This is a genomic window from Streptomyces pactum (assembly GCF_016031615.1).
Classification (GTDB): domain Bacteria; phylum Actinomycetota; class Actinomycetes; order Streptomycetales; family Streptomycetaceae; genus Streptomyces; species Streptomyces pactus.
Window position 1 is genome coordinate 231,754 of record NZ_JACYXC010000001.1, and the last position, 26,806, is coordinate 258,559.

Genomic DNA, 26,806 nt, shown 5'->3' on the forward strand with positions numbered 1-26,806 from the left:
CGACCGTTCATCGCTCACCCCACGGGCGTTCATCGGCTCCCCTCACGGGCGTTCATCGGTCGGTTCCCTCCTCCGGCCGGTTCCGGCGCCACCAGTCGCGGAACGATTCGGCGGGGACGCGGGGCAGGTCCCGGGTGGCGGTCCAGGCGGCGCCCGGGCCGGGCAGGCGGCGGGGGTGGAGGCGCCGGGTGCGCGCGGCGAGCCGCTGGCCGGAGCGGAGCGCCCCGGGGTGGTCCAGCAGCCAGGTCGCGGCCCGCATCGCGGCGCGTTCGGCGGCGTGCCCGGCGGCCGGGCGGATGGTGGTCCGGGTGCCGCGCACCGTGGCCGGGCCGCCCTCCACCACACGCTCCCGCAGGTGGACCAGGACCTCCGGGATGTCGATGGCCACCGGGCAGACGTCGTAGCAGGCGCCGCAGAGCGAGGAGGCGAAGGGCAGGGAGGCGTCCAGCGCGGTCCCGGTGCCGCGCAACTGGGGGGTGAGGACGGCGCCGATGGGGCCGGGGTAGGGCGAACCGTAGGCGTGGCCGCCGGCCCGCTCGTAGACCGGGCACACGTTCAGGCAGGCGGAGCAGCGGATGCAGCGCAGCACCTGCCGGCCCACGGTGTCGGCGAGCGTGTCGGTGCGGCCGTTGTCGAGCAGCACCAGGTGGAACTCCCGGGGCCCGTCACCGTCGGTGGTGCCGGTCCAGGTGGAGGTGTAGGGGTTCATCCGCTCGGCGGTGGAGGAGCGGGGCAGCAACTGGAGGTAGATCTCCAGGTCCTGCCAGGTGGGCACCACCTTCTCGATGCCGACCACGGAGATCAGGGTCTCCGGGAGGGTCAGGCACATCCGTCCGTTGCCCTCGGACTCCACCACCACCAGGGTGCCGGTCTCGGCGACCATGAAATTGGCGCCGGAGACGGCGACCCTGGCGCGCAGGAACTTCTCCCGCAGGTGGCGGCGGGCCGCCTCGGCCAGTTCGGCCGGGTCGTCGCCCAGGCCCTCGGGGGCCGGGCGCCCCCAGTCGCCCATCCGGGTGGTGAAGATCTCGCGGATCTCCGCCCGGTTGCGGTGGATGGCCGGGACCAGGATGTGGCTGGGCAGGTCGTCGCCGAGCTGCACGATGAGTTCGGCCAGGTCGGTCTCGTAGGCGGCGATGCCGGCCTGCCGGAGGGCGGTGTTGAGGCCGATCTCCTGGGTGGCCATCGACTTGACCTTGAGCACCTCCCGTTCGCCGGTGGCCCGGACCAGGTCGGTGACGATGCGTCGCGCGGCGGCGGCGTCCGGCGCCCAGTGCACCCGGCCCCCGGCCGCGGTCACCCGCTCCTCCAGCTGTTCCAGGTAGTGGTCGAGGTGGCGCAGGGTGCGGTCCTTGACGGCGGCCCCGGCGGCGCGCAGCCGGTCCCAGTCCGCCAGTTCGGCCACCGCGCGGTCCCGCTTGCCGCGGATGGTCCGCGTGGCGTGGCCGAGGTTGGCGCGCAGCGTGGTGTTCCGGGTGGAGGTCCGGGAGGCGTCCGGGAAGGACGGCATGCCCAGGTGGGTGCGGCCGCTCATCGCGGCCCCCCGTACGGCTGCTCCTCGGTCGCCGCGAGGATCTCGGCGAGGTGGACGGGGCGGGTGCCGGCGCCCTGGCGTCCGAGGATGCCGCCGATGTGCATCAGGCAGGAATTGTCCACCGCGCACACCACCGGGGCGCCGGTCCGCCGGATGTGCCCCGCCTTGTCGTCGCCCATGGCGGAGGAGACCGCCGGGTTCTTCACCGCGAACGTGCCGCCGAACCCGCAGCACTCCTCGGCGCCGGTCAGCGGCACCAGTTCCAGGCCCCGGACCTGGGACAGCAGCCGCTGGGGGCGGTCGCCGAGCCGGAGCAGCCGCAACCCGTGGCAGGTGGGGTGGTAGGTGACCGGGTACGGGAAGTACGCCCCCACGTCGGTGACCCCCAGCACGTCCACCAGGAACTCGGTCAGCTCCCAGGTGCGGGGCACGACCTCCTCGGCCAGCTCGGCGAGGTGCCCCCCGCGGCCCTCGGCGCGCGCCCTGCGGCCCATCCGCGGGTAGTTGTCGCGGACCATCGCCGCGCAGGAGCCGGAGGGGGTGACGATGTGGTCGTAACCGGCGAAGGCCCGCGCGTAGCGGCGCATCAGCGGCTCCGCCTGGCGCCGGTAGCCGGTGTTGAACTGGGGCTGGCCGCAGCAGGTCTGTGCGGCGGGGAAGTCCACCTCCACCCCCAGCCGCCGCAGCAGGGTCACGACGGCACGACCGGTGTCCGGGTAGAGGGTGTCGTTCACACAGGTGACGAAGAGGGCTACGCGCACCGGGTCCTCCACGGAAGGGTGTGCCCCGCGGCGGGGCCGGGCCGGCGGCGGGGCCGGCCCCGCCCCGTCGAGGCGGCGGGATGGCGGGTGGCCGGACCACCTTACGGCACGTCAGCCGGGAGACGGTGGAGCTGGGACCGGGTCCCGGACGGCCGGAGCGGGGCGGGGGCGGGGGTGGCGGCGGTGGCGCGGCGGTGGGGCGGTGCCGGCACCGGGCCCGGCGGGGTGTTCCCGGGGGGCGGCTCAGGCACGTGGGCCTGACGTGCCGTCGGGTGCCCGCGCCGGGGCGCACGCCACGGCTCCGGGTGGTGCGGCCGGGGGCTCAGCGGGCCAGGACGGCCCGTACCGCACGGGTGAACTCCCGGTCCGGGTCGGCCGCCGCGCCGCGGGTCCGCCAGGCCACATGGCCGTCGGGGCGCACCAGCAGCGCACCCCGGGCGCCGAGGCCGTGCGGGGCGGCGAGGTCCTCGTCCAGGTGGTACACCTCCAGCGGAACGGACAGGTTCCGCGCGGCGCGGTGGGCGGCCTCCGCCCACGGGTCGCCGTCCGGGCCGACGAGCGCCACCAGGCACGTGCCGTACAGATCGAGGGTGGACACGGCGGCGTCGGCGTCCTGCGACACGTACAGGTGGGGCGCCCGGGTGCCGGGGGTGCCGCGGGGCCGCCGGACCAGCGGTGACGCGCCGGGTGCCGAGCCGGGCACCGCGGCGGAGACGTACCGGACGCCGTACATGAGGGTGTCGCCGGGCAGGATCGGTTCACCGGCCCCGCCGCTCCCGGGCAGGCGCCAGCGGGCGCGTCCCCGGGCGTACGCCTGGCGCATGTTCCGTTCCGCGACCGGGCGCCGCTCGCTCTGATAGGTGGACAGCAGCGCCGGGCCGGCCGTGCCGTTGAGCACCCAGGCCAGTTTCCACGCCAGGTTGTGCGCGTCCTCCACGCCGGTCAGTCCGCCCAGGCTGCCGGTCGGCGGCATCAGGTGCGCGGCGTCCCCGGCGAGGAACACCCGCCCCTCGGCGTAGCGGTCGGCGACGCGCGCGCCCACGGGGAAGGTGGACACCGGATCGGCCCCGGGGACCTGTTCGAGCAGTTCGACGTCGAGTCCGGGCAGTCCGGTCGCGGCCCGTACCCACCCGACCGGGTCGGCCGGTCGGTCACCGGGCGGTACCGAGGTGGCGAAGAACCATCGGCGGCCGCTGCCGTCGAGCGGTCCGAGGGTGGTCCCCGGCGCGGGCCGGTCGAGGTAGGCCATGCCGACCGGCCGGCCGCGCAGCGCTGCGCCGAGGTCGGCCCGCAGGTGCAGGGTGGCCATGCGGAAGAGGGTGCCGGGGCCGGTGCTGCCGATGCCCAGCTGCCGGCGTGTCCCGCTGGACGCTCCGTCGGCCGCCACCAGGTAGCGGGCCCGTACCGTCTCCGCCGTGCCGCCGGGTCCGCGCAGCCGTGCGGTGACCCCGTCGGCGTCCTGCTCCAGGTGGACCAGTTCGGTGCCGAAGCACAGCTCGGTGCCGCTCCGCCGCAGGTGGGCGACGAGCAGGGCCTCCAGGTCGTGCTGGCCGATGGGGACGAAGTCGCACGGTGAGGGCCGCTCCGGCGTTCCGTCGCCGTCGCCCGCGTCGTCGTCCGTGGGCTCCGCCAGGAGCCGGTGCGGGCCGGCGAGCGTCTCCGCGTGGACGGAGACCAGTCGGTGTGCGGGGGCGCCGGGGGGACACACCTCGGTGATGGCCGGTTCGAGTCCTGCCTGGCGGTACAGCTCCATGGCCCGGGGCAGCAGGCCGCGCAGCCGCGGGTGGGCGAGGACGTCCGCGCGGCGCTCGACGACCAGGACGGGCACCCGGTGCATGGCGAGGAAGACGGCGGCCGACAGCCCGGTGAGGGAGCCGCCCACCACCAGCACGGGGACGTGCCTCATCGCTCGTCTCTCCTTCCGGCGGCGGGTGTCCGGGGGTTCGGTGGCGGGGTGCCCGGGGGTTCGGTGGCGGGGTGCCCGCCCGCGGGTTTCCTCGGCGGCGGGTGCCCGGCGGCGGTGTGCCGGCCCGTCACGCGGCGGACCGGCACACCGGACGCTCAGTGCTTCTGCATGTACCACGGGGGCCACAGACGCTGGTCCCGGGACGGGGCGGCCGCCTTCGGCGGGGTGACGTTCTCCGCCTTGGCCAGCCTCTTCTTCAGCTGCTCGGTCATCGGATTCACCTCCTTCCGCGGTACAGGGGCTTTCCTCCGGCCGGTCGGCCGGAGGACATCTGGGCCGTGCGGACCGCGCCGCACCGGCCGGCGGGGCGGTGGCGCCGCGTGCCGGAGGCCCGGCCGGTGACGGGGCGTCCGGCGGTGGGCCGGTGGCGTGGTCGGTGGACGGGGACGACGGACGGGACGGCGCGCGGGGCACCGGGCGGGTCCCCGGGCGATCGGAGGGTCGGGGGGCGGTCGGCGCGGCGCCGGGGGGTTGCCGGGCGGTCGGCGCGGACCGGGTGCCCCGTCCTCCGGGCCGGGGTGCCGTCCGCCCGGCCGGGTGGCCGATACGGCGCGGGACCGGCGCGGGCGGCGGCCCGCGGACGGAGCGTGCCCGGGCGGTCAGCCGGTGGTGGTGAGGATGCCCCGCCGGACCAGGTCCGCCAGGCAGTCGCGGGCCTGCTCCAGGGCCTCCTCGCGGGGCACCTGCCCGGCCACCGCGTCGGCGTACTCGGCGGCGATCCGCTCCGCGGGCGCATCGTCGCTGAGTTCGTACAGATACCAGCCGGCCAGATTGAGCCAGTGGACCTTCGGCTGCCGCGGGGTGAAGACCATCAGCGCGCCGGCCGCCTCCACCGGGCGGGTGCGCAGGTCCGGGGCCTTGGAGTAGCGGATCTCAGACACCGGTGGGCTCCTTCACCGCGTCGACGGTCGCCAGCAGCCAGCTGACGAACTCCCTGCCGTGAGCCGTGAGTTCGTCACCGCCCCGGGCGAGGATCTCCTCGCCGAGGTAACGGGCGCGCTCGGTACCGAAGCGGTACAGCGACGGCGGGTCGGAGGGCTCCGGGTCCCCGAAGCGCTCGCGGAGGTCGGGGGTGAGACGGGTGCGCAGCGCGGCGCGGAAGAGGACGAGGTGGGCGTAGACGTGGAAGGCGCCCAGGGCGCGGTCCAGTGCCCAGGCGTTGGGCGCCACCATGGAGGCCCATTTCAGCCACGGCACCTTGATCTTCGGCCCGTCGGCGAGCCGCTCGGGCGCGGTGAACAGGCTCGCGGACCGCTGGATGTCGAAGAGCTTCAGGTGCAGGCCCTCGTGGAGGGCGGTCTCCGCGAGCCGCCACGGGCGGGCCGTGCGGTTGGGCGAGAAGAACACCACGGCGGGGATGCGGCCCACGTTCCCGGCGAGGAAGGTCTCCCCCTCGGTGCGGACGTCCACCATGCCCACCCCGACGTAGTGCGCCCCGACGCTCGCGCCCAGTTCGGGCAGGAGGGCGTTGAGGGCGGCGAAGCCCTCGTCGAGCCGGCGGGCGTGTTCGTCGGTCGGCTCCAGGAGGTCGCCCGGGACCCCGCGCAGGAAGTCGCGTTCGAAGGTGCCGAGGAAGGTGCGGTCCAGCGCGGCGGTGCTCCCGGCACCGGTGCCGCACAGCCAGGCGTCCCGGCCGGGCGCCACCCGGACGGTGCGGCCCTTGGAGATGCCGGCTCCGGTGGGGGCGGCGCTGGCGCCGTGGGCGTCGAGCGCCTCGGCGACCAGCCGGAGCAGGGTGACCACCTCGGTCCACGCGGACTCGTCGAGGAAGCCCTGCTCCAGCCGGGAGACGGCCTCGTCGAGCACCACCCGCACCAGCGGGTCCTCGGTGACCGCCACCGGGATCTCCCCGGTCTCGTCGCGGATCGCGTCCGCGAGCCCGGCCACCGTGGCGGACCGCTCGCTCAGCAGGTCCACCGCGAACCGGTAGAACTCGGCGGCCTTGAGGGTGATGGTGGGAGCGTCGCTGAACTCGGGGTGTGAAGCAAGCGCACGTTCGACGGGGACGAGGTCATCGTCACGGACGGACACGGAACCTCCTCGGTGAAAGGCTCGGCCGACGAACACTGATCAAACCGGTGGTGCACATGACACGTCAAGATGGGTGCACGAGGCAGCCGGTGAGGTAGTGGAGAAATGTTTCTTCTGTGGTCACCGCGGTGGACGCGCCCCGGGCGGGCGCGGTCGTGCCCGACCGGGCCGGGCGCGGACCCCGCCGACACGGGTCACCGGGGGGCCAGGGCCGGACGGGTCGGCGGACTGCCGGGCGAGACGCGGACGTCGTCTCCTCAACGTCCGTCGCGGACCACCGCCAGCCCGCCGACCCGGGTCGTGATGCCCGCCGGCCCACGTCGGGCCGATGCGAGCACGCTGGCCGGTCGATCGAGGGCGTCGCCCTGCTCCACCTCGATCGTGACCGTCCGCGCCCCTGTCGTGTCGAGCAGGTGGGCGGCCAGGCAGCCGGTGCTGTTGGCGTTGGCGACGTCCTCGTCGACACCGATCGCCGGCGCGAACATCCGCGCCGCGCCCGGTCGGTCGCGCGCCGGTGGCACGTACACGAAACAGCCGAGCAGCCCGTACCGCCGGCACGCCGCCGTCAGCCCGCCGAGATGTGGGCGGACCCGGAGCAGCGCCGACCGGTCGCGGACCGGTACCAGCATGCGTGGTGCGCCGGGCGCGGCGATCCGTGGCGCGTCGGTCGGATGCGGATCGTCCGCGGTGAGCCCGAGCGCGGCGGCGATCGCGGCGCGCTCCTCCGGTGCCGGGTGACGCAGTGCGACGAGGCCCTGGTCGAACCACACCTCGATTCCGGCGGGGCGGCGGATCGCGACGGTGTCGAACGTGCGCCCGCCGGTGTGCTGGCGGTCGCGCAGCTCGCCCAGCGCGGTGCGGGCCAACCGGACGGCCTGCGCGGCAACGGTGCCGTGGCCGCAGCCGGACAGTTCGGCGGTGGCGGTGAAGAACCGGACCGGCCAGCCGCCGTCCGGCGTCGGCCCCCGGCCGAGGAACGCCGTGTGCGAGGTGCCGGCCCCAGCAGCGACCGCACGTCTGTTCGCATCCGTCGCCGCCGGGTCGTCGTCGATGACGGACGTGGGGCTACCGCCCCGGCGGTCGCGCCGCACGCAGGCGTCAACCACCGTGACATCCGGCCAAGACATGGACCCTCCTTCAATGTTCAATGAACTGGCAGCCGCGGCAGGCGTCCGCCGCTCGCCGGACCTGGCCGCATCGGCCGGCCGAGCGCGTCGCGGAGCATACCGGCCGGTCTCAGTCGGGGTTCCGCCACCGGACGACGCCCCCGCCTCCGCCGGACGGAGCGGTCGCCGGCCCGCCGCGACCGGCGGGCCACCCGGCCGGACAGGCCGCCAGGACGAGCTCACACGGACACGCCGGGCCGGCGGAGCAGCGTGGCGGAAAGTCGCCCACGCCGACGCCCGCCAAGTGGCCCAACCGGAAGGCCACGCTCCGGTTTAGTCTGGGCCGGTCCGGTCTCCTCCGCGGCCGGCTCTCCCCGTCGAACCATGGAACGGATTCCGCCATGCGCGTCTTCCTCGCCGGAGCCACCGGCGTTGTCGGCCGTCAGCTCGTCCCGCTGCTGCTCGCCGCGGGCCACCGGGTCACCGGCGTCTCCCGCACCCCGGCCGGGGTGGCGCGGGTTCGGGCCCTGGGCGCGGACGCCGTCCGGGCCGACGCGCTGGACGCGCCGGGTCTGCGGCGCGCGGTGGCCGAGGCGGCCCCGGACGTGGTGATCCACCAGCTGACCGACCTGGCGGAGGCCGACGGCGCGGCGAACGGCCGGCTCCGCCGGGAGGGCACCCGGAACCTGGTGGACGCGGCCCGGGAGGCGGGGGTGCGGCGTATCGTCGCGCAGTCGATCTGCTGGGCGTACGCGCCGGGGGACGGCCCGGCGGACGAGTCGGTGCCGCTCGACCCCACCGAGGGGCAGCCCCGGGCCCGGATGGTGGCCGCCGTACGGACGCTGGAGGAGACCGCGGCCGAACTGGAGACGGCGGTGGTGCTGCGCCACGGCATCCTCTACGGGCCCGGCACCTGGTACGCGCCGGGCGGGCCGGTGGCCGCCGCCCTGGCCGGCGACCCGGGGGCGCGCTTCCTGGGCTCGGTCGAGGCGACCACCGGTGTGAGTTCGTTCCTGCACGTCGCCGACGCGGCGCGGGCGGCCGTCGCGGCACTGGACTGGCCGGGCGGCCCGGTCAACATCGTGGACGACGAGCCGGCCCCGGCCGCCGTATGGCTGCCGGTCCTGGCCCGGGCGCTGGGCGCACCGGCCCCCGCGCCGGGCGGGGCGGGCCAGGAGTGGGAGCGCGGCGCAACCAACACCCTGGCCCGCTCCCGGGGATGGCGACCGGCCCGGCCGAGCTGGCGGACCGGCTTCTTCGACCAGCGGGACTGACGCCGGCACCGGACCGGACGGCACACGCCGCCACAGGGTCGCCGCCCCGGTGGGACGCGGGCCCGCCGGGGCGCCGACCAGTGCCACGTGCCCGTGACCCGGCACGCCCCGGCGTACCGGCCCCCGGACGAACGGCCGTGGCCGGAACGGACGGTGCCCGGGATGGACCGCGGCCGTACCGGCCGCGGAGGAACGGCGCGCGGCCGGGCCTACGGCATCGAGCGGCGGGTAGGCAGCCGCGCGGTACGGCACCAAGGCGGCCGGAAGGCACCCCGCGGGCCGCCGCAGCCTCACCGTCCCGCGGGCCGCCGCGGCGTCACCGGGGCCCACCGGCCGCCGTAGGCCCACCTGACCACCGGCCGGACCCTCGGCGGCCTCCGCCTTCACCCGCCGGCCCGTCGACGGCCTCCGCCTCACCGGCCGCAGCGGCCCCGTCTCACCGGGCCCGCCGGTGCAGGGCCAGCCACACCACGTCCGCCCGCAGCGGCAGGGTGGTGAACCGGACGCCGGTGGCGTCCCGTACCGCGTTCGCCAGGGCGGGGGCGATCGGATTGAGCGGGGTCTCGCTCATCGGCTTGGCGCCGAACGCCCCGTCCGGGTCGTGGGTGGGGACCAGGTGGATCTCGGTCGGGGGCACGTCGGCGAGCCCGGGAATCGGGTAGTTGCGCAGGTCCGGGGTGGTGACGCGGCCGTGCTCATCGACCCGCAGCTCCTCCAGCAGGGCGATCCCCAGGCCCTGGGCGAGTCCGCCCTCGATCTGGCCGCGGACCCGGCCGGCGTCGAGCACGGCACCGGCGTCGGCGACGTGCACGCTGTCCAGCACGGCCAGCGCGCCGGTGCGCGGATCGACCGCCACGCGGAACCACTGGACGGCGTACGCCGCCGTGCCGGAGACCGGTTCGGCGTGCCCGAGCGCGGCCGGCTCCCGCCCGGTGTCCCGCACGGCGCGGTGGAGCCGGCGCAGCGGGACCCGGCCGCCGGGCCCGTGCACCGCGTTCCCGTCGAGCCGACAGCGGTCGGGGTCGGCACCGGTGAGGTCCGCCGCCACCGCCACCAGCACATCGCGCAGGGCGCGGCAGGCGCGGCGGACCGCCTGCCCGGTCACCGCGGTGCCGGTGGACGCGAATCCGCCGGTGTCGTGGTCGAGCAGGTCGGTGTCGCCCTGGTGGAGGCGTACCGCGGCGGGGTCGGCGGCCAGCGTGGCGGCGGCGATCTGCCGGTGGGCCTCGGTGGAGCCGCTGCCGAACTCCGGGGGGCCCACGGCGAGGTCGTACCGGCCGTCGGCGGCGAGGGCGACCCGGGCCCGGGACAGGTGCCCGTCCGGTGCCGCCGACGCGCACATCGAGACCGCCATGCCGTCGCCGACCAGCCAGTGCGGGGCCGGGGCGGGCGCGGCGGCCGCCCGGCGGGCACGGCGGCGCTCGGCCACCTTCGCCAGGCACCGGGTCAGGCCCTCGTCGGCCACCGGCGCCACCCCGGACGGCCCGGGGCCGCCGACCGGTTCGCCGGGGCGGACGTAGTTCCGCTCGCGCATCACCACCGGGTCGATGCCCAGCCGGTGGGCGAGTTCGTCCAGCGCCGACTCCAGCGCGAAGACGACCTGGCCCAGACCGTAGCCGCGGTAGGCGCCAGCGGGCACGGTGTGGGTGTAGGCGGCGTAGCCGTCGACCTGGACGTTGGGGCACCGGTAGAGGCCCACCGGTCCGCGGCAGGCCGCCTGGAGCACGGCGGGACCGTGGTTGCCGTACGCCCCGGTGTCGGAGACCACGCGCAGCCGCAGCGCGGTCAGCGTGCCGTCGCGGCGGGCCCCGGCCCGGACCCGGACGGTGAACGGGTGACGGGTGGTGGTGGCGGTGAGCTGCTCGGTGCGGGTGTACTCCAGGCGCACCGGGCGTCCGGTGCGCAGGGCGGCGAGGGCGACCACGTCCTCGACGAGCATCTCCTGTTTGCCGCCGAAGGCGCCGCCGATCCGTCCGCCGGTCACCCGTACCCGCTCGGGCGGCAGGCCGAAGAGGGTGCACAGGAGCCGGCGGGTGAGGTGGGGCGTCTGGGTGCCGGAGCGGACGGTGAGCCGGCCGTCGGGGGCGAGCCAGGCGGTCGCCGCGTGTGTCTCCAGGGCGGTGTGCTGGACCCGGGGGGTGCGGTAGGTCTCCTCGTGGACGGTGTCCGCCTCGGCGAAGCCGCGGTCCGGATCGCCGCGGGTGGTGTGCACCTCGGCGACGGTGTTGCCGCCCGGGTGGACGGGCACCGCGCCGGGCAGCAGGGCCTGTTCGGGGTCGGCCACGGCGGGCAGCACCTGGTACTCCACCCGTACTCGCCGGCAGCCCTCCTCGGCGGCGGCCTCGCTGTCCGCGACGACGGCGGCCACCCGCTGCCCCACGTGGCGCACCACGTCGTCCAGCACCCGGGTGTCGGCCGGGTCGTCGTCCTCGTGTTCGTGGCGCCCGGTGGAGAAGCGGGCGGCGGGCGCGTCGAGGTGGGTGAGCACCGCGCGCACCCCGGGGACCGCGCGGGCGGCGGTGGTGTCGACGCGCAGGACGCGCGCGTGCCGGTGCGGGGAGCGGACCAGTTTGAGGTGGAGCAGGCCGGGGTGGTGGACGTCGAGGGTGAACCGGGCGGTCCCGGTGACCACCTCCCGGTCGGCCGGGGAGGGGCGGGCGGCGGACGGGTCCGGGCTCCGGGCTCCGTCGCGCACGGCCTCCGCGACGGCCCGGTAGCCGGTGCAGCGGCACAGGTTGCCCTTGAGCGCCTCGGGCAGTGCGGCGAGGTCTTCGGGGGTGAGAGCCGCGGCCGTCATGATCATGCCGGGGGTGCAGAAGCCGCACTGGAAGCCGCGGGCGGTCAGGAAGCCGAGCTGGGCGGGGTGCAGGCGGTCCCCGTCGGCGAGCCCCTCGACGGTGGTGACGGACCGTCCGGCGGCGCGGAAGGCGGGGTAGAGGCAGCTGTGGACGGGGGTGCCGTCCACGTGGACGGTGCAGGCGCCGCAGTCGCCGGTGTCGCAGCCCTTCTTCACCCCGAACCAGCCGTGGTCGCGCAGGTAGGTGCGCAGGCACTGGCCGGGGGCGGGCGGCCGGGTGGTCTCCCGCCCGTTGACCCGGACGTGGAAGGTCACCGGCCGTCCCGCCCGTCGGTGAGGAGTTCACGGCGGATCTCCTCGGCCAGTGCGGTGGTGAGGTGGCGGCGCCAGTCGGGGGCGCCGTGGACGTCGTCGACCACCCCGGTCCGGTCCAGCGCGCCGCGGACGGCGGTCCGCAGCGGGCGCTCGCCGGGCGGCCGGGTGAAGACGAGCCGGACCGGCCGGGGGGTGGCCGCGCTGAGGTTGACGGTGAGTCCGCCGGAGCGGGGGTGGTGGGTGCCGGTCACCAGCGCGGCGGACCGGCCGTAGGGACGCAACGCGGCCCGGCGGTACGCCGTGCGGGCGGTGAGCGGGCCGGCGGGCAGGGTGACCGACCTGAGCAGTTCGCCGGGGCGCAGGGCGGTGACGCCGGGGCCGGTGACGAACGCGGTCACCGGAAGCCGCCGCTGTGTGCCGTCCGTGCCGTGCAGCAGGCAGACCCCGTCCAGCGCGGCGGCGAGGGAGATCATGGGGCCGGCCGGGAGCGCCAGGCACAGGTTGCCCCCGACGGTGGCGGTGTTCCACACCTTGAACGAGGAGGAGAAGGCGTGGCAGCACCGGGCGGCCAGCGCCCGGGCGTGCGGCCACGGCCCGTCCGCCGTGGCGAAGGCGAGCAGCTGGGCGATGGTGCAGGTGGCGGCGATCTCCAGGCCGCGTGGGGTGACGGTGAGCGGGGCCCAGTCCAGGGTGCCCAGGTCGCGCAGGCGGCGCAGCTGCGGCCGGGGCTCGGCGTACAGGTGGGTGCCGCCGGCCAGCCAGGCGTCACCCGTCCGCCACGGGGCCTGGGTGCGGGCGTCCACCACCTCCCGCACCGTGTTCAGATCCACACCGCGTCCACGTCTCGCTCCTCGCCTCACGCCCGCCGGGCCCCCTGATCAACACCGCGCCGGGGCCGGGGGTCACGCGGCGTCCGGGTGATCCACCGTGTCGGCGTAGGCGGATTCGGCACCGGTCGAGCGGGTGTCGATTCCTGCTCCAGCGGGGGCCGACATCCTGGCTCGCGCGCCGCCAAGTCCCGGGAAAACACGCGGATTTGACGCCCGGGACCGCACGGCGGCCGGGCGTGGATTCACCGAAAGGGCCGGAGTGAATAAGTTCACAGAAAGCCATTTCCGCGCTGCGGGATCGCCTTTGATGACGCAAGATCTCTCTCCGGAACAAATGCTCCGTCACCGAGGCGGAGCCGTCCGGGCGTACGCCGAGTCCTGCCGACGCCCCGGATGACCGCACACCACAGTGAGCCGGCAGGAGCGGGAGACCCGAGCACGACGGACCACGAAGGCGGTGGTCCTTGGGGTGAAGCCACAGCAGTGGCCGGGCAACTTCGCCTGCCCGAACCCGACAGGTCATCTTTCGCAGGCGTATGACGAAGGGCATCACCATGTCTGCGATTCCGTCCATACCCACGAGCATGTCCCGCGCGGGTGCCGTAGCGGCTCTCGCCGCCGCCACCATGACCGCATCGCTGCTGGTCCCGGGCGCGGCAGCGGAAGCGGAGGCGGCCACGCCGGCCGCCAAGGCGCTGAAGGTCGCCGCCGCGAAGAAGGGCTCCCCCTACCGCTACGGAGCGGCCGGCCCCAACCGGTTCGACTGCTCCGGCCTCACGCTCTACGCGTACAAGAAGGCGGGGAAATCCCTGCCGCGGACCGCCGCCGCGCAGTACAACCGGACCCGCCATGTGTCGGCGAAGTCCCGTAAGCCGGGTGACCTCGTGTTCTTCCACTCCGGCGGGCAGGTGTACCACGTCGGAATCTACGCCGGGAAGAACCAGGTGTGGCATTCACCGAAGCCTGGAAAGTCGGTGCGCAAGGAAAAGATCTGGACCGGCAAGGTCCGGTACGGCCGGGTGAAGTGACCGATTATCCGTCCGCCGGAATACACAGCGGTTCCGGTGTATTCCGGCGGCGGAAACCGAACACGGCGCCCGGCGGCGGCGCGTCGGCCGGCGGACCGCCGCTTCGCCGGCCGGCGGTGGAACCACGGGAGCCCGCGGCACCTTCCTCGGTGCCGCGGGCTCCCGTGACGCGGTCGGTCGCCGGCGCCGGCCGGGCTTCCCCGGGGTGCCGCCGCCCGGGCGGCGAGGGCGCTCAGCGCCGGCCGCGGAACCGGCCGAGCAGCCGGCGGGCCTGCTCCCGCCGCCGGGGGTCGGCGGCGGCCCGCCGTGCCGAGTCGATCGCCCGCCGCCCCTGCGGGCTGCGGCTGAACTCCTTGATCCTGGTGAACAGCCCAGGCATCTCTCCTCCTTCGCCGAGCGCCGCCGAACCGGCGGCGCGTCCGTGGGCCACTCCTCTACCCCGTCCGGCGGTCCCGACACACCGGCCGGCGCGGCGCCCGGCGCGCGGCCCCGGCGCACCCGCCGCGCGGACCGGGCGGACCGGCCGGCGCGCGGCCGGGCGGTAACCGGCTGGACGGGCGGCCCCCGCGTTCACTACTGTGCGCCCCATGTCCAGCCCCGAGGCGTCCAGACGCTAGCCACCGGTTCTCCGGTGGCCTCACCCCACGCCGCTGACCGCTCCCCCGCCGCCTGAGGCCGCGGGGCCGCGCCGCGCGTGCTCCTGCCACCGGATCGCCGTCGATCGGGCTGTCCTTCTCACCCGGACCGGGCGTGCTCCCCGCCGCCCGCGGGTTTCCTTCCTTCGCGTGGTGGCCGTGTCCGCGCCGCCCCCGTGCTCCGCTTCGGTGCCCGGGGTGCGCCGCCGTGGCGCGCCGCCCCGCCGATCCACGATGTGGTTGCGGAGTCTCGCTGTGCCCTTCACCCTTCATCTGCTCGGACTCGCCGTCTTCGCCCAGGGGACGTCGGAGTTCATGCTGTCCGGCCTGGTCCCGGACATCGCCGCCGACCTGGGCGTCTCCATTCCCGCCGCCGGGTCGCTGACCTCGGCGTTCGCCCTGGGGATGGTGGTCGGCGCGCCCTCGATGGCGCTGCTCGCCCGGCGCTGGTCCCGGCGGCGCGCGCTGCTGGGCTTCCTGCTGACCTTCCTGGGCGTCCATGTGCTGGGCGCGCTCACCACCAGCTTCCCGGTGCTGTTCGCCACCCGGGTCGTCGGTGCGCTGGCCAACGCCGGTTTCCTGGCGGTGGCGGTGGTGACGGCGACCGCCATGGTGGGCCCGGACGCCAAGGGCCGGGCCACCTCGGTGCTGCTGGGCGGGGTGACCCTGGCCTGTGTCGCGGGGGTCCCCGCCGGTGCCCTGCTGGGCCAGGTGTGGGGGTGGCGCTCGGCGTTCTGGGCGGTGGCCCTGCTGTCGCTGCCCGCGCTGCTCGCCGTGGCGCGGTCGGTGCCCGGCGGTGCTCCGGACGCCGCCGCCCCGGGCGCGCGGCGGGAGCTGACGGCGCTGCGGGAGCCGCGGCTGCGGCTGGTCCTGCTGCTGGGCGCGCTGGTCAACGGTGCCACGTTCTGCGCCTTCACCTACCTGGCGCCGGTGGTCACCGAGGTCACCGGGTGGGACTCGGCCCGGGTGCCGGTCGTGCTGGCGCTCTTCGGCCTGGGGTCGTTCCTCGGGGTCACCCTCGGCGGCCGGCTGGCCGACTCGGGGGCGGTGCGGCTGCCGGTGGCCGGCGGCGTCCTGCTGGCGCTGTGCTGGGCCGGGTTCGCGCTGACGGCCGGGAACACCCCGGCGACGGTGGTGTTCGTGCTGGTCCAGGGCACCATGTCGTTCGCGGTCGGCTCCACGCTGATCGCCCGGGCGCTCTACGCGGCGCCGGGCGCGCCGACGCTGGCCGGCGCGTTCGCCACGGCCGCGTTCAACGTGGGCGCGGCGGCCGGGCCCTGGCTGGGCGGGCTGGCGATCGGCGCCGGGCTGGGCTACCGGTCCGCGCTGTGGGTCTCCTCCGCGCTGGTGGCGCTCGCCCTGGCCGTCGCCGGTGCGGCGTGGGCCGCCCGGCGCGGCACGGCGGACCGGAGGTCGCCGTCCCCGACCACGGCGGTGTGAGCCGGGCGCCCGGGCCGGCGCACCGCTCCGGCCGGTGCGCCGGCCGGAGCGGGTACGGCGGTCCCCGTCGGGCCGGGCGGCCCCGCGGTCGGGCCGGCCGGGCCGGCGGACGCGCCGGGCGGGCGGGCGGCGGTCAGGAGGCGGTGGACGCGGCGGGGGTGCCGGAGGTGCCGGTCCCGGCCGCGGTGCCGATCTCCAGCCGCCACCCGGTCAGCAGGTCGGCGAGGACCTGCGGCCAGCGGAGCGCCAGCCGCTGGCCGGCCACCCGCAGCGGGAAGGAGGAGGCGACGATGCTGCGCGCCCGTTCCGGGTCCTCGCGCAGCAGGCGCTGGTAGGCCGGGAGCGTGTCGCCGGTGATGTAGGCCCAGCGCTCCGGGGTGCGGGCCAGGTTGAAGCCGGGCAGCGGGGTGGTGAGACCGACCGACGAGACGGTTCCGCCGATGACCATCTCCTTGCGGAGGACCAGCGGGGCGTACCGGCCCGGGGTCCGGGTGCCGGGGATGGAGGCGGAGCCGCCCACGGTCATCCCGTACGTCAGCGCGGCGCCCACCGGGCCGTCGTGCCGGTACATCTGGTCCCACTGGTCCGCGATGATCTGGTTCTGCTCCCGGGAGAGCAGGGCGGTGTTGCCGCGCCGGACGCCGTCCGGATCGCCGCCGGCGATGTCCCGCCAGGCGAGGACCGCGGCCTCGTCGACGAGTCCGGCGTCCCGCATCTCCTCGACGGCGTTCAGGCCGCCGTTCAGGTACGCCTCGTGCATGGCGCCCTGGTCCATGAAGATGTGCTTCTGCATGGCCAGGAACTTGCGCTCGAACCAGCGCAGCTGCTCCGCGGGGAGGGCGTTCCGTGCCTCGGCGAGCTGCCGCACGTCGTACGGCAGCTCGGCCCGCACCTCCGGCGGGAGTTCCTGGAGCTTGCCGGCGAGCGGCCCGGCCAGGTCGGCCAGCCCGTCGAGGTCCTTGAAGCCGGCCGTGAAGGCGGGGCCGATCATGTTGGCCATGCCCGCCCACTGGAGCTCGGGGTGGTCCAGGAAGAGCCGGCCGTAGAACCCGTAGACGGCGGTGACGGTGCGGTCGTTGGCGTCCACCCCGAGCGCCGGGTCCCAGGTGGCGAGCTCCAGCCCGGCCCGGTCCGCGGCGCGCACCAGCCAGTACTGCCACAGCAGGGCGGCGTACCGGGCCGGTGGGAGGTGCTCGGCACGCGCCCGGGCCAGCCAGGACTCCAGGACCGCGCGGTCGGTGGGCAGGTCCGGGTGGACCCCTCCCGCGAGTTCGCCGTCCGCGTTGGCGAGCGGCAGATCGAGCGGCAGGCCGTCCGCCGCGGGCTCCGCCTGCGTCCGCGGCGCCACCGGCCCGGCGTGCGCCGCCCGGGGTGCCGCCGTCGCGGCCTGTGCCCCGCCGAGGGCGAGGACCGTTCCTATGACGACCGCCGTCGCCGTTGTGCGTCTGATGGCCCCAACTCCTGTTCCCCCGGCGCGGATCGTCACCGACCCGGCCCGGCTCCGCCGCCTCGGGCCGTGATGATCACGGCCGCCGCCGCGCGCATCGTAGTGAAGGCCCCGCCCGTGCACAACGCGTCACGGGTGACCGGCACACCGCTCGCCTCCCCCGGGGCCCGCGCGGGCCGCCGCACCGCGGTGCGCGATGATGGGGCGGAACACCGCACCCTGGAGCACCACCCCTTGGAGGCCGCTCGCCATGACTGGCACCATCACCGTCGGGCTGGACGGGGCCGACCACTCGCTCACCGCCGCCGACTGGGCCGCGGCCGAGGCGGCCCGCCGTGACATGAGCCTGCGTCTGGTCCACACCCCGCCCGACGAGGCCGGCGCCGAGGAGGCGGGCCGGCGGCTGCTCTCCGACGTGGCCGCCAGGGTCACCGCGGCCGCCCCCGGCGTGGCCGTCGGCACCGAGCTGCTCGCCGGCGACACGGTGGAGGCGCTGGTAGCCGAGGCGGCGAAGGCCGGCATGCTGGTGCTGGGGGCGCGCGGCCACGGGGCCCTCGTGGGGTACCTGCTGGGTTCGGTGTCGCTGCACGTGCTGCGGCAGGCGCGCGGACCGGTGGTGGTGGTACGCGGACGGGAGCCCGGCGCCCCGGAGCGGCCCGGGCCCGAGGAGGTCGTCGTCGGGGTGCAGGAGACCGACGAGGCGGGCGCCCCGGTCCTGGAGTTCGCGTTCCGGGCCGCCGCGGCCCGCGGCGCCGTCCTGCGGGCGGTGCGGACCTGGGCGCTGCCCACGCCGTACGCCCTGGCCACCGGGGAGCTGGGCGCGTCCGACCAGGCCGGCGGCCTGGAGGCGTGGCACAAGCAGCTGCTCGGCGACGCCCTGCGCCCCTTCCGGGAGCGGTTCCCCCAGGTGACCGTGGTGGAGCAGGTGGAGCTGGGCTCGGCCGCCGAGGTGCTGCTCACCAGCAGCGGGCGCGCCGGCCTGGTGGTGGTGGGACGCCGGATGCGGGAGGGCGGCCTGTGGCGCATCGGTGCCGCCGCCCACGCGGTCCTCCACCACTCGGGCGCCCCGGTGGCGGTGGTCCCGCACGCCTGACGGGCCACCGGACGGTCGGCCGCCGGACGCCCGGCGGCCCGTCAGCGGTCCTGGACGCCGCGGGCCTGGTCGATGTCGGGGCCGCGGTACAGCCGCTCCGGGATGGTGGCGAGCCGGGAGGGGTGGACCTGCGGTCCGAGCCCGTAGAACTTCTGGAAGCTCATGATGAGGGGCCGCCAGGCGTCCGGGTCGATGCGGTCCGGGCTGCCCTTCATCCGGATCTCCTCGTGGACGTGGACCCGCTGGACCCGGACCTCGAAGGTGAGGATGGAGCCGCGCTGCCCCTCGTCGTCCGCCGCCAGCGGGTGCACGTCCTCCACCACCGCCTCCATGGCCACCGGGCACTCGGCCACCCGGGGCGGCGCCACGGTTCCGGAGGCGACCGGGGTGAGTCCGGCACACCCGAACTTGTCCGCCTCGTAGCGGTATCCTCGGGCCGCCTTGCCGGACGGCACCGGATCGACACCGGTGGTCAGCGCCAGCCGGTCCACGGCCGCGGCGAGCGCGTCGGAGGGCAGGTTCACCACGCACTCGCGGGTGCGCAGCAGGTTCCGCGCGGTCGCGGAACGGGCGCCCAGTCCCAGGACGGCCCGCCAGCCGAGCCAGAACACCGAGGACATGGGCGCCAGGTTGGCGCGCCCGTCCTCGTGGAGCGTGGACAGCAGCGCCACCGGGGTGCCGAAGTAGAGGATGCCGGGCTCGATCGGGGTGTGCGCGGCCGGCGCCGGCCGGCTGGTGGCGGAGGTGGGTGTAACGGTCATGCGCCCACTCTCCCGTCGCGGCGACGGGATGCGCTGGCGGTGATCGGACATCGACTTCGGCCCCGCGCGCCCGACCTGTTTCACCGCGCACCGCGTGCGCCCGGCCCTGCTTCGGGCGCAGCCCGGCCCGCCCGGTTCGGCCTGCCCCGGGTGCGGCATCCCGCCCGGCCGTCCTGGCCGTCGCGCGGGGTCCCGGTGCCGGTGCCGCGCCCGGTGCGCCGCCGGTGCTGCCGCGCGGCGGTGCGGTCCCGGCCGACAGCCCCTCGCGCCCGGTCCGGCCCCCGGGCGGGGCGTATCCCGTCCCGGCCCCGCACCGGCCGGCGGTCACCGGCTCCCCCGGACCGTCGGCCGGTCAGCCGTCGCCGGCCGTCGCCGAACCGGCCTCCCTAGCTTCGAGGAGTTCCTCCCAGTGCTCCCGGGCCCAGGCGCAGGCGGCGTCGAGCGGTCCGATGAGGCTCCGGCCGAGGGCGGTCAGCTCGTACTCCACGTGCCGCGCGGGCGCCGACCGCACCGTACGGACGACGAACCCGTCGCGTTCCAGCGCGCGCAGCGACTGGGTGAGGACCTTGGCCGTGACGCCGCGGAGCGGTACGCGGAGTTCGGAGAACCTGCGGGGTCCGCCTTCGAGGCAGCGAATGATCATTCCGGCCCATTTGTCGCCCACCCTGAACGGCGTCAGGTCGGTGGGGCACACCGGGTCGAACATCTCCGGGTCCAGTGGTTCGCGCACCGGACCACCGTAGCGGGTACCCCGGAGGTAACCACGGGTCCGGCTAGCGTGCGACGCACCCCCGGCACGGGGGCCCAACTCCACGAGGGGAGCAGTTCGATGAGCCGGACCATCATCTTCGGTGCGGGAGGCAGAGCGGGCCGGGCGGCCCTCGGCGAGGCACGGCGCCGGGGCCACCGGGTCACGGCCGTGGTGCGGGACCCGGCGGCCCACCGGCACCTGGAGGCGGAAGGGGTGGACCTGGCGGCGGGGGACGTGACCGACGCCGGGTCCGTCGGCCGTCTCGCCCGGGGCCACGACGCCGCGGTGGTCGCCGTGTATGACCCCGCCGCGGTGCCCGGCGAGTTCTACCCGGCCACCGCCCGGGCGCTGCTCGCCGCGCTGCCGCCGGCCGGGGTGCGGCGGCTGGTCGTGGTGGGGCTGGCGTCGCTGCTGGAGACCGCCGGGGGGACGCCGCTGATGGACGCGCCCGGTTTCCCGCAGGAGTACCGCGCCTTCGTCCTCGGGCACGCGGCCGGCGTCGAGGTGCTGCGGGAGGCGGGTGCCGCGCCGGACTGGCTGGTCGTCAGTCCCTCGGGCGACTTCGACCACGACGCGCCGCGCACCGGACGGTACGTCACCGGCCCCGGCGACCCGGCCGCCCGGATCTCCTACGGTGACCTCGCCGTGGCGGTGCTGGACGAGATCGAGGCCCCCGCCCACCACCGCACCCACATAGGGGTCCGGAGCAGCTGAGCCGCTCGGGGCGTGGGCTCCCCACGCCGGCACCGGACGGCCGGGCCCCGGCAGGACACCCGGACACGGCGGGGCGCGCCCGGGCTCCGGCAGGCCCCGGGCCCCGGCGGGTACGGACGCGGGGCGGGGTACGGGACCGAGCCGCGTGGTGGCGGGCGGTACGGGGGGCGACGGCGGGGACGCCGGGCCGCGAACGCCCCTGACCGGCGGAGCCGCGCGGCGGTGGCGGCCGGGGGAGAAATGGGGTGGCGACGGACCGGCGGCGGTCACCAGGATGGGCCGCATGTCCGTATTCCTGGAGACCGACCGACTGGTCCTGCGCCGGTTCACCCCGTCCGACGTGGACCTGCTGCTGGAGCTCGACAGCGACCCCGAGGTGATGCGCTTCATCAACGGGGGCCGGCCCACCCCGCGCGAGACGGTGACCGGCCAGGTGCTGCCCCGGTTGCTGCACCTCCACGCCGGTACCGGTGAGTGCGGGTTCTGGGCCGCGGAGGAGAGGACCACGGGCGCGTTCCTGGGCTGGTTCGAGTTCCGGCCGCTGGAGGGGGAGCGCTGGGACGTGGTGGAGCTGGGCTACCGGCTGCGCCGGCCGGCATGGGGCCGCGGCTACGCCACGGAGGGGTCCCTCGCGCTGATCGCCAAGGGCTTCACCGAACTGGGTGTACAGCGGGTGACGGCCAACACCATGGCGGTCAACAGCGGTTCCCGCCGCGTCATGGAGAAGGCCGGCCTGCGCTTCGCCCGCAGCTACGTCGGGGACTGGCCGGAGGTGATCGACGGCTCCGAGCACGGGGAGGTGGAGTACACCCTGACCAGGCAGGAGTGGCTGTCCTCCCGGACGGGCGCGGCCGGCGGCTGAGCCGTCGCGGACCGGAAGGGGTTTGCGCCCGCTGACCCGTGTTACCCGTCACCTGGCCGCCGCCCGCCCGGGCGGCGCACCGCCCCGGCACGGCGTCGCGGCGGGACCCTCAGGAGGTGACGGAACGATGACCACCGCGGTCAAGGAGATGCTGAACACCTACCCGGCAGATCTGGGCGGCGTGGACCAGGAGGCCCTGGCGGCCTGTATCGAGGAGTGCCTCGCCTGCGCCCAGGCGTGTACCGCCTGCGCGGACGCGTGCCTGTCGGAGGCGGCGGTCGGCGAGCTGACCAAGTGCATCCGCACCGACATGGACTGCGCGGACATGTGCACCGCGACCGCCGCCGTGCTCTCCCGCCACACCGGCTACGACGCCCACGTCACCCGTGCGGTGCTGCAGGCCTGCCGGACGGTGTGCAAGTCGTGTGCCGACGAGTGCGGGAGCCACGCCGACGAGCATGAACACTGCCGGCTGTGTGCCGAGGCGTGCCGCAGCTGCCAGCACGCGTGCGACCGGCTGCTCGCCCGGCTGGACTGAGCGGCGGCCGGGCCGCCGCTGCGCCGCCCGCTGCCCGGCGGCACGACCGCGCCGGCCCGCCGCGCGCCCGGAGGTGAAGGGGCGGGCGACGGGCCGGCGCGGTCCTCGTCCGGTACGGCCCGGGCCCCGGCAGGACCACCGGCACCCGGTCACGGGCCGGTCCGTCAGCCGGGCTGGATCCGGCCGCGCCAGGCTCCGGTCTCGCCGCCCTGCTGCTCGATGTACTCCTTGAAGCGCCGCATGTCGCCCTTGATCCGGCGGTTGATCACCCCGGTGACGTCCCCGGCCTTCTCCACCGCGCCCGAGGGCTCGACCTCCAGGGCCAGGTCCACGCGGGTGTGCGTGTCGTCCAGGCGCTGGAAGGTCACCACGCCCCGCTGCTTGGTGTCCCCGCTCGTGGTCCGCCAGGCGATCCGCTCGTCCGGCAGCTGGTCGACGATCTCGGTGTCGAACTCCCGCCGCACACCACCGATCTTGGTCCGCCAGTGGTTGTGGCGGTCGTCCAGCTGGGTGACCTCCTCCACGCCTTCCATGAAGCGGGGGAACTCCTCGAACTGGGTCCACTGGTTGTAGGCGGTACGCACCGGGACGTCCACCTCGACGCTTTCCTTCACCATGCTCATTGCGAGGTCTCCTCTCACGGGTTCCGCGCGGCAGGGGCCCCGCCACGCAACGGTCGGCTACGTCCGCGCCTCCCCGGCCCGGGGGAATCCATTCCTGACAACTCGCCCATCACGCTGCGTACCGGTCCGTACCGGAAGGCAGCGCGAGGCGCGCCGGTGTGGCCGGAACCCGACGCCCGTCGGCAGGCGTCCGCCGGGCGGGCGGCGGTGCGGCCGGGCCCTTTTCCGCCTCTCCCATCGTCGCATCCGGCACTCCGCGCCGCGGCCCGGGAAATCCACGGCAATCGCTTACCGGAATCCGCGGGGAAGGAAACGGGAAGGCCGGACCGGCATTCATCCGGAATGATCTCCGGATCAGCCGGAAGTGGAGGACCGGGAGCGGGGTACCGCGAAGAGATCACGGAACTGCGCGTGCGCGTCCTCGGTGTAGGCACCCACATTCCCCGAGGTGTACGGACGTTCCCGATCGGTGAAATCCACCAGCGGGCGGTCGCCCACCGTCACGGTGATCCGCGCCCCCTGCTGCCGCACGCTCACCCGGGCCCATTCCCCGGCCGGGAACACCGGTGTACCGGTGGCCAGGAAACGCTGACCGCCCCGGTACCGGGGATCGCGCTTGCCGAGTTCCCAGCCGTTGGGTTTGAGCGCCAGGTAGTAGAAGTGCTCGGGATCGGTGTAGGCCCACACCAGCCACGCCACCTCCCACGGGTTGGGGGCGGGGGTGCGCAGCTGGCGGACGGTGCGCACCCGGGCCCGGTACTCCACGTCGCCGTAGCGGGCGGTGGACACCACCAGCCCGGCGTGGGTGCGGCGCGGTTCGCGGGCGGTGCGCGGGACCAGGTCCAGCCGGTCCGCTCCCCCGGTGTTGCGGCCGTAGCCGTGGAACACCGAGCGCCAGGGCCCGTGCACCTCGCCGTCCTGCCAGGACGCCCCCGTCCGGGGCCGCCGGTGGTCCGGCAGCCGCTCCAGCAGGAGCCCGCCCGCGAGCGTCAGGCCGAGGGCGAGCGCCAGCGCGACGGCGAGCCGGCGGGGGGCGCGCCCGGGCGGGGGCGGGGACCGGTGGCGTCATACCGCCGGATCGTAGGGGCCCGGCGGGCGGGCGGCGGCCCGGCGCGGAGGGGGCGCGCAGGGGCGGGGCGGAGCCGGACCGTCCGCCCCTGCCGGGAGCCCCGCCGACCAAACCCGTCCCTGTCTGCGGCCCCGCCGCACCGGTCCGGCCCACCGGGGGCGCCGTCCTCCGTGGCGCCGGACTCACCGGCAGCGCCACCGCCCGCGGGGCCCGGCCTGCCGGAGGCCGGGCCGTCCGCCGCGCCCGGCCCGTGCCGCGGGCCCGGATCGCCGGCCGCCGGCCCGGGCGGGCCGGCGGTGAGGTCGGCGGTGAGCCGGCCCAGGATGCGTTCGGCGGCCCGGCCGTCGCCGAAGGGGTGGCGGGCCCGCGCCATCCTGGCGTACTCCTCCGGGTCGTCCAGCAGCCGGCCGGCGGTGGCCAGGATCGTGTCCGGGTCGGTGCCCACCAGCAGGGCGGCGCCCGATTCCACCGCCTCCGGCCGCTCGGTGGTGGTGCGCAGCACCAGCGCGGGCTTGCCGAGGCCGGGCGCCTCCTCCTGCACGCCGCCGGAGTCGGTCAGCACCAGGTCGCAGTCGGCGAGGGTGGCCGCGAAGTCCAGGTAGTCGAGGGGGTCGACGACGGTCACCCGGGGGTGGTCCCCGAGTTCCGGCAGGAGGGCGTCGCGCACCGCCGGGCTGCGGTGCAGCGGCAGCACGATCTCCACGTCACCGCGGTCCGCCAGCCGGCGCAGCGACGCGCCCATGGTGCGCATGGCCGTCCCCTGGTTCTCGCGCCGGTGCAGGGTGAGGAGGATCCGGCGCCGCTCGGTGCGGAAGGCGCTGCGTCCGGCGCCCTCGGCCAGCACCCACAGCAGGTTGTCCACCACCGTGTTCCCGGTGACCTGGACCTGGCCGGCCGGTACGCCCTCGGCGAGCAGGTGCCGGGCGGAGGAGGGGGTGGGCGCGAAGTGCCAGTGGGCGATCCGCCCGATCAGGCGGCGGTTGAGCTCCTCGGGGAAGGGGTTGTCCGGCACCCCGGTGCGCAGGCCGGCCTCGACGTGGGCGACCGGCACCCGTTCGTAGAAGGCGGTGAGCGCGCCGCACAGGGCGGTGGTGGTGTCGCCCTGGACGACCACCAGGTCGGGGCGTTCGGTGCGCAGGGTGTGGCCCAGGCCGCGCATCAGCCGGGCGGTGAGGTCGGCCAGGTCCTGGCGCTCGCGCATCACCGCGAGGTCGGTCTTCACACCGACGCCGAGCAGGCCGAGCATCTGGTGGAGCATCTCCCGGTGCTGTCCGGTGGTGACCACCATGGGCTGGAAGTGGGGCGAGGCGGCCATCGCGCGGGCGACCGGGGCGAGTTTGATGGCCTCCGGGCGGGTGCCCAGGACGAGCATGGCGCGGACCGTACGCGGCGGGCGGGGCGGCGGGGGCGCCGCGGCGCGGGCCGGGACGGGCGGTTCACCGGCGGGCACCGGCCCGGGTCTGCCTGATGTGGACATGGGACTCCTCCAGGGGACGTGACGGGGCCCGTCCGCGGCCACGGCGGCGTGCGGACGTGATCAGGTGCGTGCGGTCTTGAGCCAGGTCCGCTTGCCGGTGACGGCGCGCCACAGCCCCCACCAGCCGGCCGCGAACCAGATGTAGCCGTAGATCACGAACACATGGCCGAGCAGGAAGGCGCGCGGCAGGCTCAGCGTGGGTTCGCGGCGGCGGTAGACGAACCCGTAGATCCAGGCCGCGGTGAAGGAGAGCAGGTAGGGGCCGAGGAACCAGGCCGGGGAGACCAGGGCCCGGCCGGCGGTGACGGACGCCGCCACGGTGCCGAGGACCGCGACGGTGAAGGACAGCGGCAGCAGCGAGGTGAGGAGGATCAGCACCGGGCTGGACAGGTGGTAGAGGAGGTCCACGGCGGCCCGGCCGGGCACCTCACGCAGTATCAGCGGCACCAGGTTGGCGGACTGCAGGTGACCCTGGAACCAGCGGGAGCGCTGCCGGATGAGCCGGCGCAGGTCGAGCACCGCCTGCTGGGACACCGCGGCGGTGGTGCAGTGCTGGTTGGTCCAGCCGCGGGCGATCAGCCGGATGCCCAGGTCGAGGTCCTCGGTGAGGCTGTCGCTCCACGGGTCGCCGCCCAGCGAGTCGAGCGCGGACAGCCTCATGAACTGGCCGTTGCCGCCCATGCCGACGCTGCCCAGGAAACGGCGGGCGCTCTGGAAGACGTCGCCGTAGACGACGAACTCCATGTCCTGCATGCGGGCGAGCAGGCCCTGCCGGCGGTTGTACATCCGCACGCCGACCTGGGTGGCCCCGGTGCGGGCGTCGTTGAAGTACGGATCGACCGCCTCGATGACGTGCGGGTCCAGCCGCCCGTCGGCGTCCACCACGCAGACGATCACCTGGTCCGGGTCGCGGCCGCCGGTCAGGCCGGTGGCGCGCAGGTGGCGCACGCCGTCGTTGAGCGCGGCGCCCTTGCCGCGCCGGGCGTCGGGCAGGGTGCGCCGGTGCAGCTTGACCCGGTCGGGGTCGGCGGCGCGGGCGATCCGCGCGGTCCCGTCGTCCGAGGCGTCGTCGATGACGAGGGCGACGCACCGGTCGGCGGGCAGCGCGGTGATCCGGGCCAGGCTCTCGGCGAGGACCTTCTCCTCGTTGAGGCAGGCCAGCAGGAAGACGTAGAGGCGCTCGCCGCCGTCGTCCATGTGGTGGGCCACCGGGCGGCGGGAGAGCAGGAACATCGCCGTGTTGTAGGTGCCGGCGACGGCGATCAGCGCGACCGCGGCCCAGACCAGCGGCTGCGCGGTCACCGGCGGGCCGCCGGGGCGGCGTCGGCCGGGCGGGCCCCGTCACCGTCCGCACCGGAGGAAGGCGCGCGTAATCGTAATCGCGCGAGAAGGAGCCCGAAAAAGATCAGGCAATAGAGAAGGAATCCCGCCCCCGCGATCGCTTGCAGTCCCCGGGCGAAGGAGATCCCCGGGATCATTTCCGGTGCCGCCGCGAGCCCCACCATGGAAAGCGCGGGTCCCAGAGTGGACCTACCGTACATCGGACCCCCCAAATACGGTCCCGCGCGGAAAGACCGGATCCGTCCCCATCGGATCCCGTCGCCGCACGCATACGGAACGTACCAGAGCGATTGGCGGGACGGAGGACACACGAGGGTTTCGGAACCGGAAAAATTTCCGGACCGAGGCCCCGTTGACGCGGCGCCGACGGCCCCGGAACAATCTGCGGATTGTTGAGATCCGTGCTCCCGCAT

24 protein-coding genes and 1 riboswitch are annotated in these 26,806 nt (G+C 75.8%); of the genes, 7 read left to right on the forward strand and 17 right to left on the reverse strand.

Annotated features, from left to right (window positions below; all coding sequences use genetic code 11):
• Positions 1-52: 52 nt before the first annotated feature.
• The 7 genes from IHE55_RS00920 to IHE55_RS00945 all read right to left on the reverse strand — a co-directional run bounded on the left by IHE55_RS00920 (position 53) and on the right by IHE55_RS00945 (position 7,419).
• Positions 53-1,534, reverse strand: a complete 1,482-nt coding sequence (locus IHE55_RS00920; RefSeq protein ID WP_197987258.1) for a lactate utilization protein B — start codon at positions 1,532-1,534, stop codon at positions 53-55.
• Complete coding sequence (locus tag IHE55_RS00925; RefSeq protein WP_197987259.1) at positions 1,531-2,295, reverse strand: (Fe-S)-binding protein; 765 nt, start codon at positions 2,293-2,295, stop codon at positions 1,531-1,533. The genes IHE55_RS00920 and IHE55_RS00925 overlap by 4 nt, the downstream gene beginning before the upstream one ends.
• 322 nt (positions 2,296-2,617) lie before the next feature.
• A complete protein-coding gene (locus IHE55_RS00930) occupies positions 2,618-4,201 on the reverse strand; it encodes an FAD-dependent monooxygenase (protein WP_197987260.1) in 1,584 nt (527 codons plus the stop codon).
• Positions 4,202-4,356: 155 nt separating this feature from the next.
• The gene (locus IHE55_RS33505; RefSeq protein WP_494518356.1) at positions 4,357-4,473 is read right to left on the reverse strand and encodes an LWPPW motif RiPP peptide; all 117 of its coding nucleotides are present in this window, start codon (positions 4,471-4,473) and stop codon (positions 4,357-4,359) included.
• Positions 4,474-4,860: 387 nt separating this feature from the next.
• A complete protein-coding gene (locus IHE55_RS00935) occupies positions 4,861-5,142 on the reverse strand; it encodes a hypothetical protein (protein WP_197987261.1) in 282 nt (93 codons plus the stop codon).
• Positions 5,135-6,292, reverse strand: coding sequence for an aKG-HExxH-type peptide beta-hydroxylase (locus tag IHE55_RS32490; RefSeq protein ID WP_197987262.1), 1,158 nt, complete (start codon positions 6,290-6,292; stop codon positions 5,135-5,137). Before IHE55_RS32490 ends, IHE55_RS00935 begins: the two co-directional genes overlap by 8 nt.
• A gap of 257 nt (positions 6,293-6,549) precedes the next feature.
• Complete coding sequence (locus IHE55_RS00945) at positions 6,550-7,419, reverse strand: PhzF family phenazine biosynthesis protein (RefSeq protein WP_197987263.1); 870 nt, start codon at positions 7,417-7,419, stop codon at positions 6,550-6,552.
• Between the two features lie 380 nt (positions 7,420-7,799).
• Here IHE55_RS00945 and IHE55_RS00950 point away from each other — a divergent pair, with 380 nt between their 5' ends.
• Entirely contained in the window at positions 7,800-8,672 is an 873-nt protein-coding gene (locus tag IHE55_RS00950; RefSeq protein WP_197987264.1) for an NAD-dependent epimerase/dehydratase family protein, read from the forward strand.
• 436 nt (positions 8,673-9,108) lie between these two features.
• Here IHE55_RS00950 and IHE55_RS00955 read toward each other — a convergent pair whose 3' ends face one another.
• Together IHE55_RS00955 and IHE55_RS00960 are read right to left on the reverse strand one after the other, a co-directional pair.
• Positions 9,109-11,784 carry a molybdopterin-dependent oxidoreductase gene (locus IHE55_RS00955; protein WP_197987265.1) on the reverse strand — a complete coding sequence of 892 codons (2,676 nt, stop codon included), beginning with the start codon at positions 11,782-11,784 and terminating at the stop codon, positions 9,109-9,111.
• Complete coding sequence (locus IHE55_RS00960; protein WP_197987266.1) at positions 11,781-12,614, reverse strand: FAD binding domain-containing protein; 834 nt, start codon at positions 12,612-12,614, stop codon at positions 11,781-11,783. The genes IHE55_RS00955 and IHE55_RS00960 overlap by 4 nt, the downstream gene beginning before the upstream one ends.
• A 392-nt stretch (positions 12,615-13,006) precedes the next feature.
• Positions 13,007-13,164, forward strand: a riboswitch (cyclic di-AMP (ydaO/yuaA leader).
• A 4-nt stretch (positions 13,165-13,168) separates the two neighbouring features.
• On the opposite strand from IHE55_RS00960, the gene IHE55_RS00965 reads away from it, so the two are divergent.
• Positions 13,169-13,642, forward strand: a complete 474-nt coding sequence (locus IHE55_RS00965) for a C40 family peptidase (RefSeq protein ID WP_197987267.1) — start codon at positions 13,169-13,171, stop codon at positions 13,640-13,642.
• A 232-nt stretch (positions 13,643-13,874) separates the two neighbouring features.
• On the opposite strand, the gene IHE55_RS00970 is transcribed toward IHE55_RS00965, so the two are convergent.
• Positions 13,875-14,021 carry a hypothetical protein gene (locus IHE55_RS00970; protein ID WP_197987268.1) on the reverse strand — a complete coding sequence of 49 codons (147 nt, stop codon included), beginning with the start codon at positions 14,019-14,021 and terminating at the stop codon, positions 13,875-13,877.
• A 511-nt stretch (positions 14,022-14,532) separates the two neighbouring features.
• On the opposite strand from IHE55_RS00970, the gene IHE55_RS00975 reads away from it, so the two are divergent.
• Complete coding sequence (locus IHE55_RS00975) at positions 14,533-15,717, forward strand: Cmx/CmrA family chloramphenicol efflux MFS transporter (RefSeq protein ID WP_197987269.1); 1,185 nt, start codon at positions 14,533-14,535, stop codon at positions 15,715-15,717.
• A 133-nt stretch (positions 15,718-15,850) separates the two neighbouring features.
• Here IHE55_RS00975 and IHE55_RS00980 read toward each other — a convergent pair whose 3' ends face one another.
• On the reverse strand, positions 15,851-17,065 hold the full coding sequence (locus IHE55_RS00980) for a hypothetical protein (protein ID WP_197987270.1): 1,215 nt from the start codon (positions 17,063-17,065) through the stop codon (positions 15,851-15,853).
• A gap of 349 nt (positions 17,066-17,414) precedes the next feature.
• Between IHE55_RS00980 and IHE55_RS00985 the strand changes: the two genes are divergently transcribed.
• The gene (locus tag IHE55_RS00985) at positions 17,415-18,257 is read left to right on the forward strand and encodes a universal stress protein (RefSeq protein WP_197987271.1); all 843 of its coding nucleotides are present in this window, start codon (positions 17,415-17,417) and stop codon (positions 18,255-18,257) included.
• 41 nt (positions 18,258-18,298) lie between these two features.
• Here the strand turns inward: IHE55_RS00985 and IHE55_RS00990 are convergent, their stop codons facing one another.
• Positions 18,299-19,018, reverse strand: coding sequence for a flavin reductase family protein (locus tag IHE55_RS00990; RefSeq protein WP_197987272.1), 720 nt, complete (start codon positions 19,016-19,018; stop codon positions 18,299-18,301).
• 352 nt (positions 19,019-19,370) lie between these two features.
• On the reverse strand, positions 19,371-19,748 hold the full coding sequence (locus tag IHE55_RS00995) for a winged helix-turn-helix transcriptional regulator (protein WP_307826438.1): 378 nt from the start codon (positions 19,746-19,748) through the stop codon (positions 19,371-19,373).
• 99 nt (positions 19,749-19,847) lie between these two features.
• On the opposite strand from IHE55_RS00995, the gene IHE55_RS01000 reads away from it, so the two are divergent.
• The 3 genes from IHE55_RS01000 to IHE55_RS01010 all read left to right on the forward strand — a co-directional run bounded on the left by IHE55_RS01000 (position 19,848) and on the right by IHE55_RS01010 (position 21,883).
• Positions 19,848-20,483 (forward strand): NAD(P)-dependent oxidoreductase, encoded by a 636-nt coding sequence (locus IHE55_RS01000; protein ID WP_197987273.1) that lies wholly within the window; start codon positions 19,848-19,850, stop codon positions 20,481-20,483.
• Between the two features lie 283 nt (positions 20,484-20,766).
• Entirely contained in the window at positions 20,767-21,345 is a 579-nt protein-coding gene (locus IHE55_RS01005; RefSeq protein WP_197987274.1) for a GNAT family N-acetyltransferase, read from the forward strand.
• A gap of 127 nt (positions 21,346-21,472) precedes the next feature.
• Positions 21,473-21,883 (forward strand): four-helix bundle copper-binding protein, encoded by a 411-nt coding sequence (locus IHE55_RS01010; protein ID WP_197987275.1) that lies wholly within the window; start codon positions 21,473-21,475, stop codon positions 21,881-21,883.
• 164 nt (positions 21,884-22,047) lie between these two features.
• On the opposite strand, the gene IHE55_RS01015 is transcribed toward IHE55_RS01010, so the two are convergent.
• The 4 genes from IHE55_RS01015 to IHE55_RS01030 form a co-directional block, all read right to left on the reverse strand.
• Positions 22,048-22,506, reverse strand: coding sequence for an SRPBCC family protein (locus tag IHE55_RS01015; protein WP_197987276.1), 459 nt, complete (start codon positions 22,504-22,506; stop codon positions 22,048-22,050).
• A 354-nt stretch (positions 22,507-22,860) separates the two neighbouring features.
• Complete coding sequence (locus IHE55_RS01020; RefSeq protein ID WP_307826439.1) at positions 22,861-23,415, reverse strand: 3-keto-alpha-glucoside-1,2-lyase-like domain-containing protein; 555 nt, start codon at positions 23,413-23,415, stop codon at positions 22,861-22,863.
• A gap of 80 nt (positions 23,416-23,495) precedes the next feature.
• Positions 23,496-24,947, reverse strand: coding sequence for a non-hydrolyzing UDP-N-acetylglucosamine 2-epimerase (wecB, locus tag IHE55_RS01025; RefSeq protein ID WP_232265402.1), 1,452 nt, complete (start codon positions 24,945-24,947; stop codon positions 23,496-23,498).
• Positions 24,948-25,112: 165 nt separating this feature from the next.
• Positions 25,113-26,354 carry a glycosyltransferase family 2 protein gene (locus IHE55_RS01030; protein WP_197987277.1) on the reverse strand — a complete coding sequence of 414 codons (1,242 nt, stop codon included), beginning with the start codon at positions 26,352-26,354 and terminating at the stop codon, positions 25,113-25,115.
• Between the last annotated feature and the right edge of the window lie 452 nt (positions 26,355-26,806).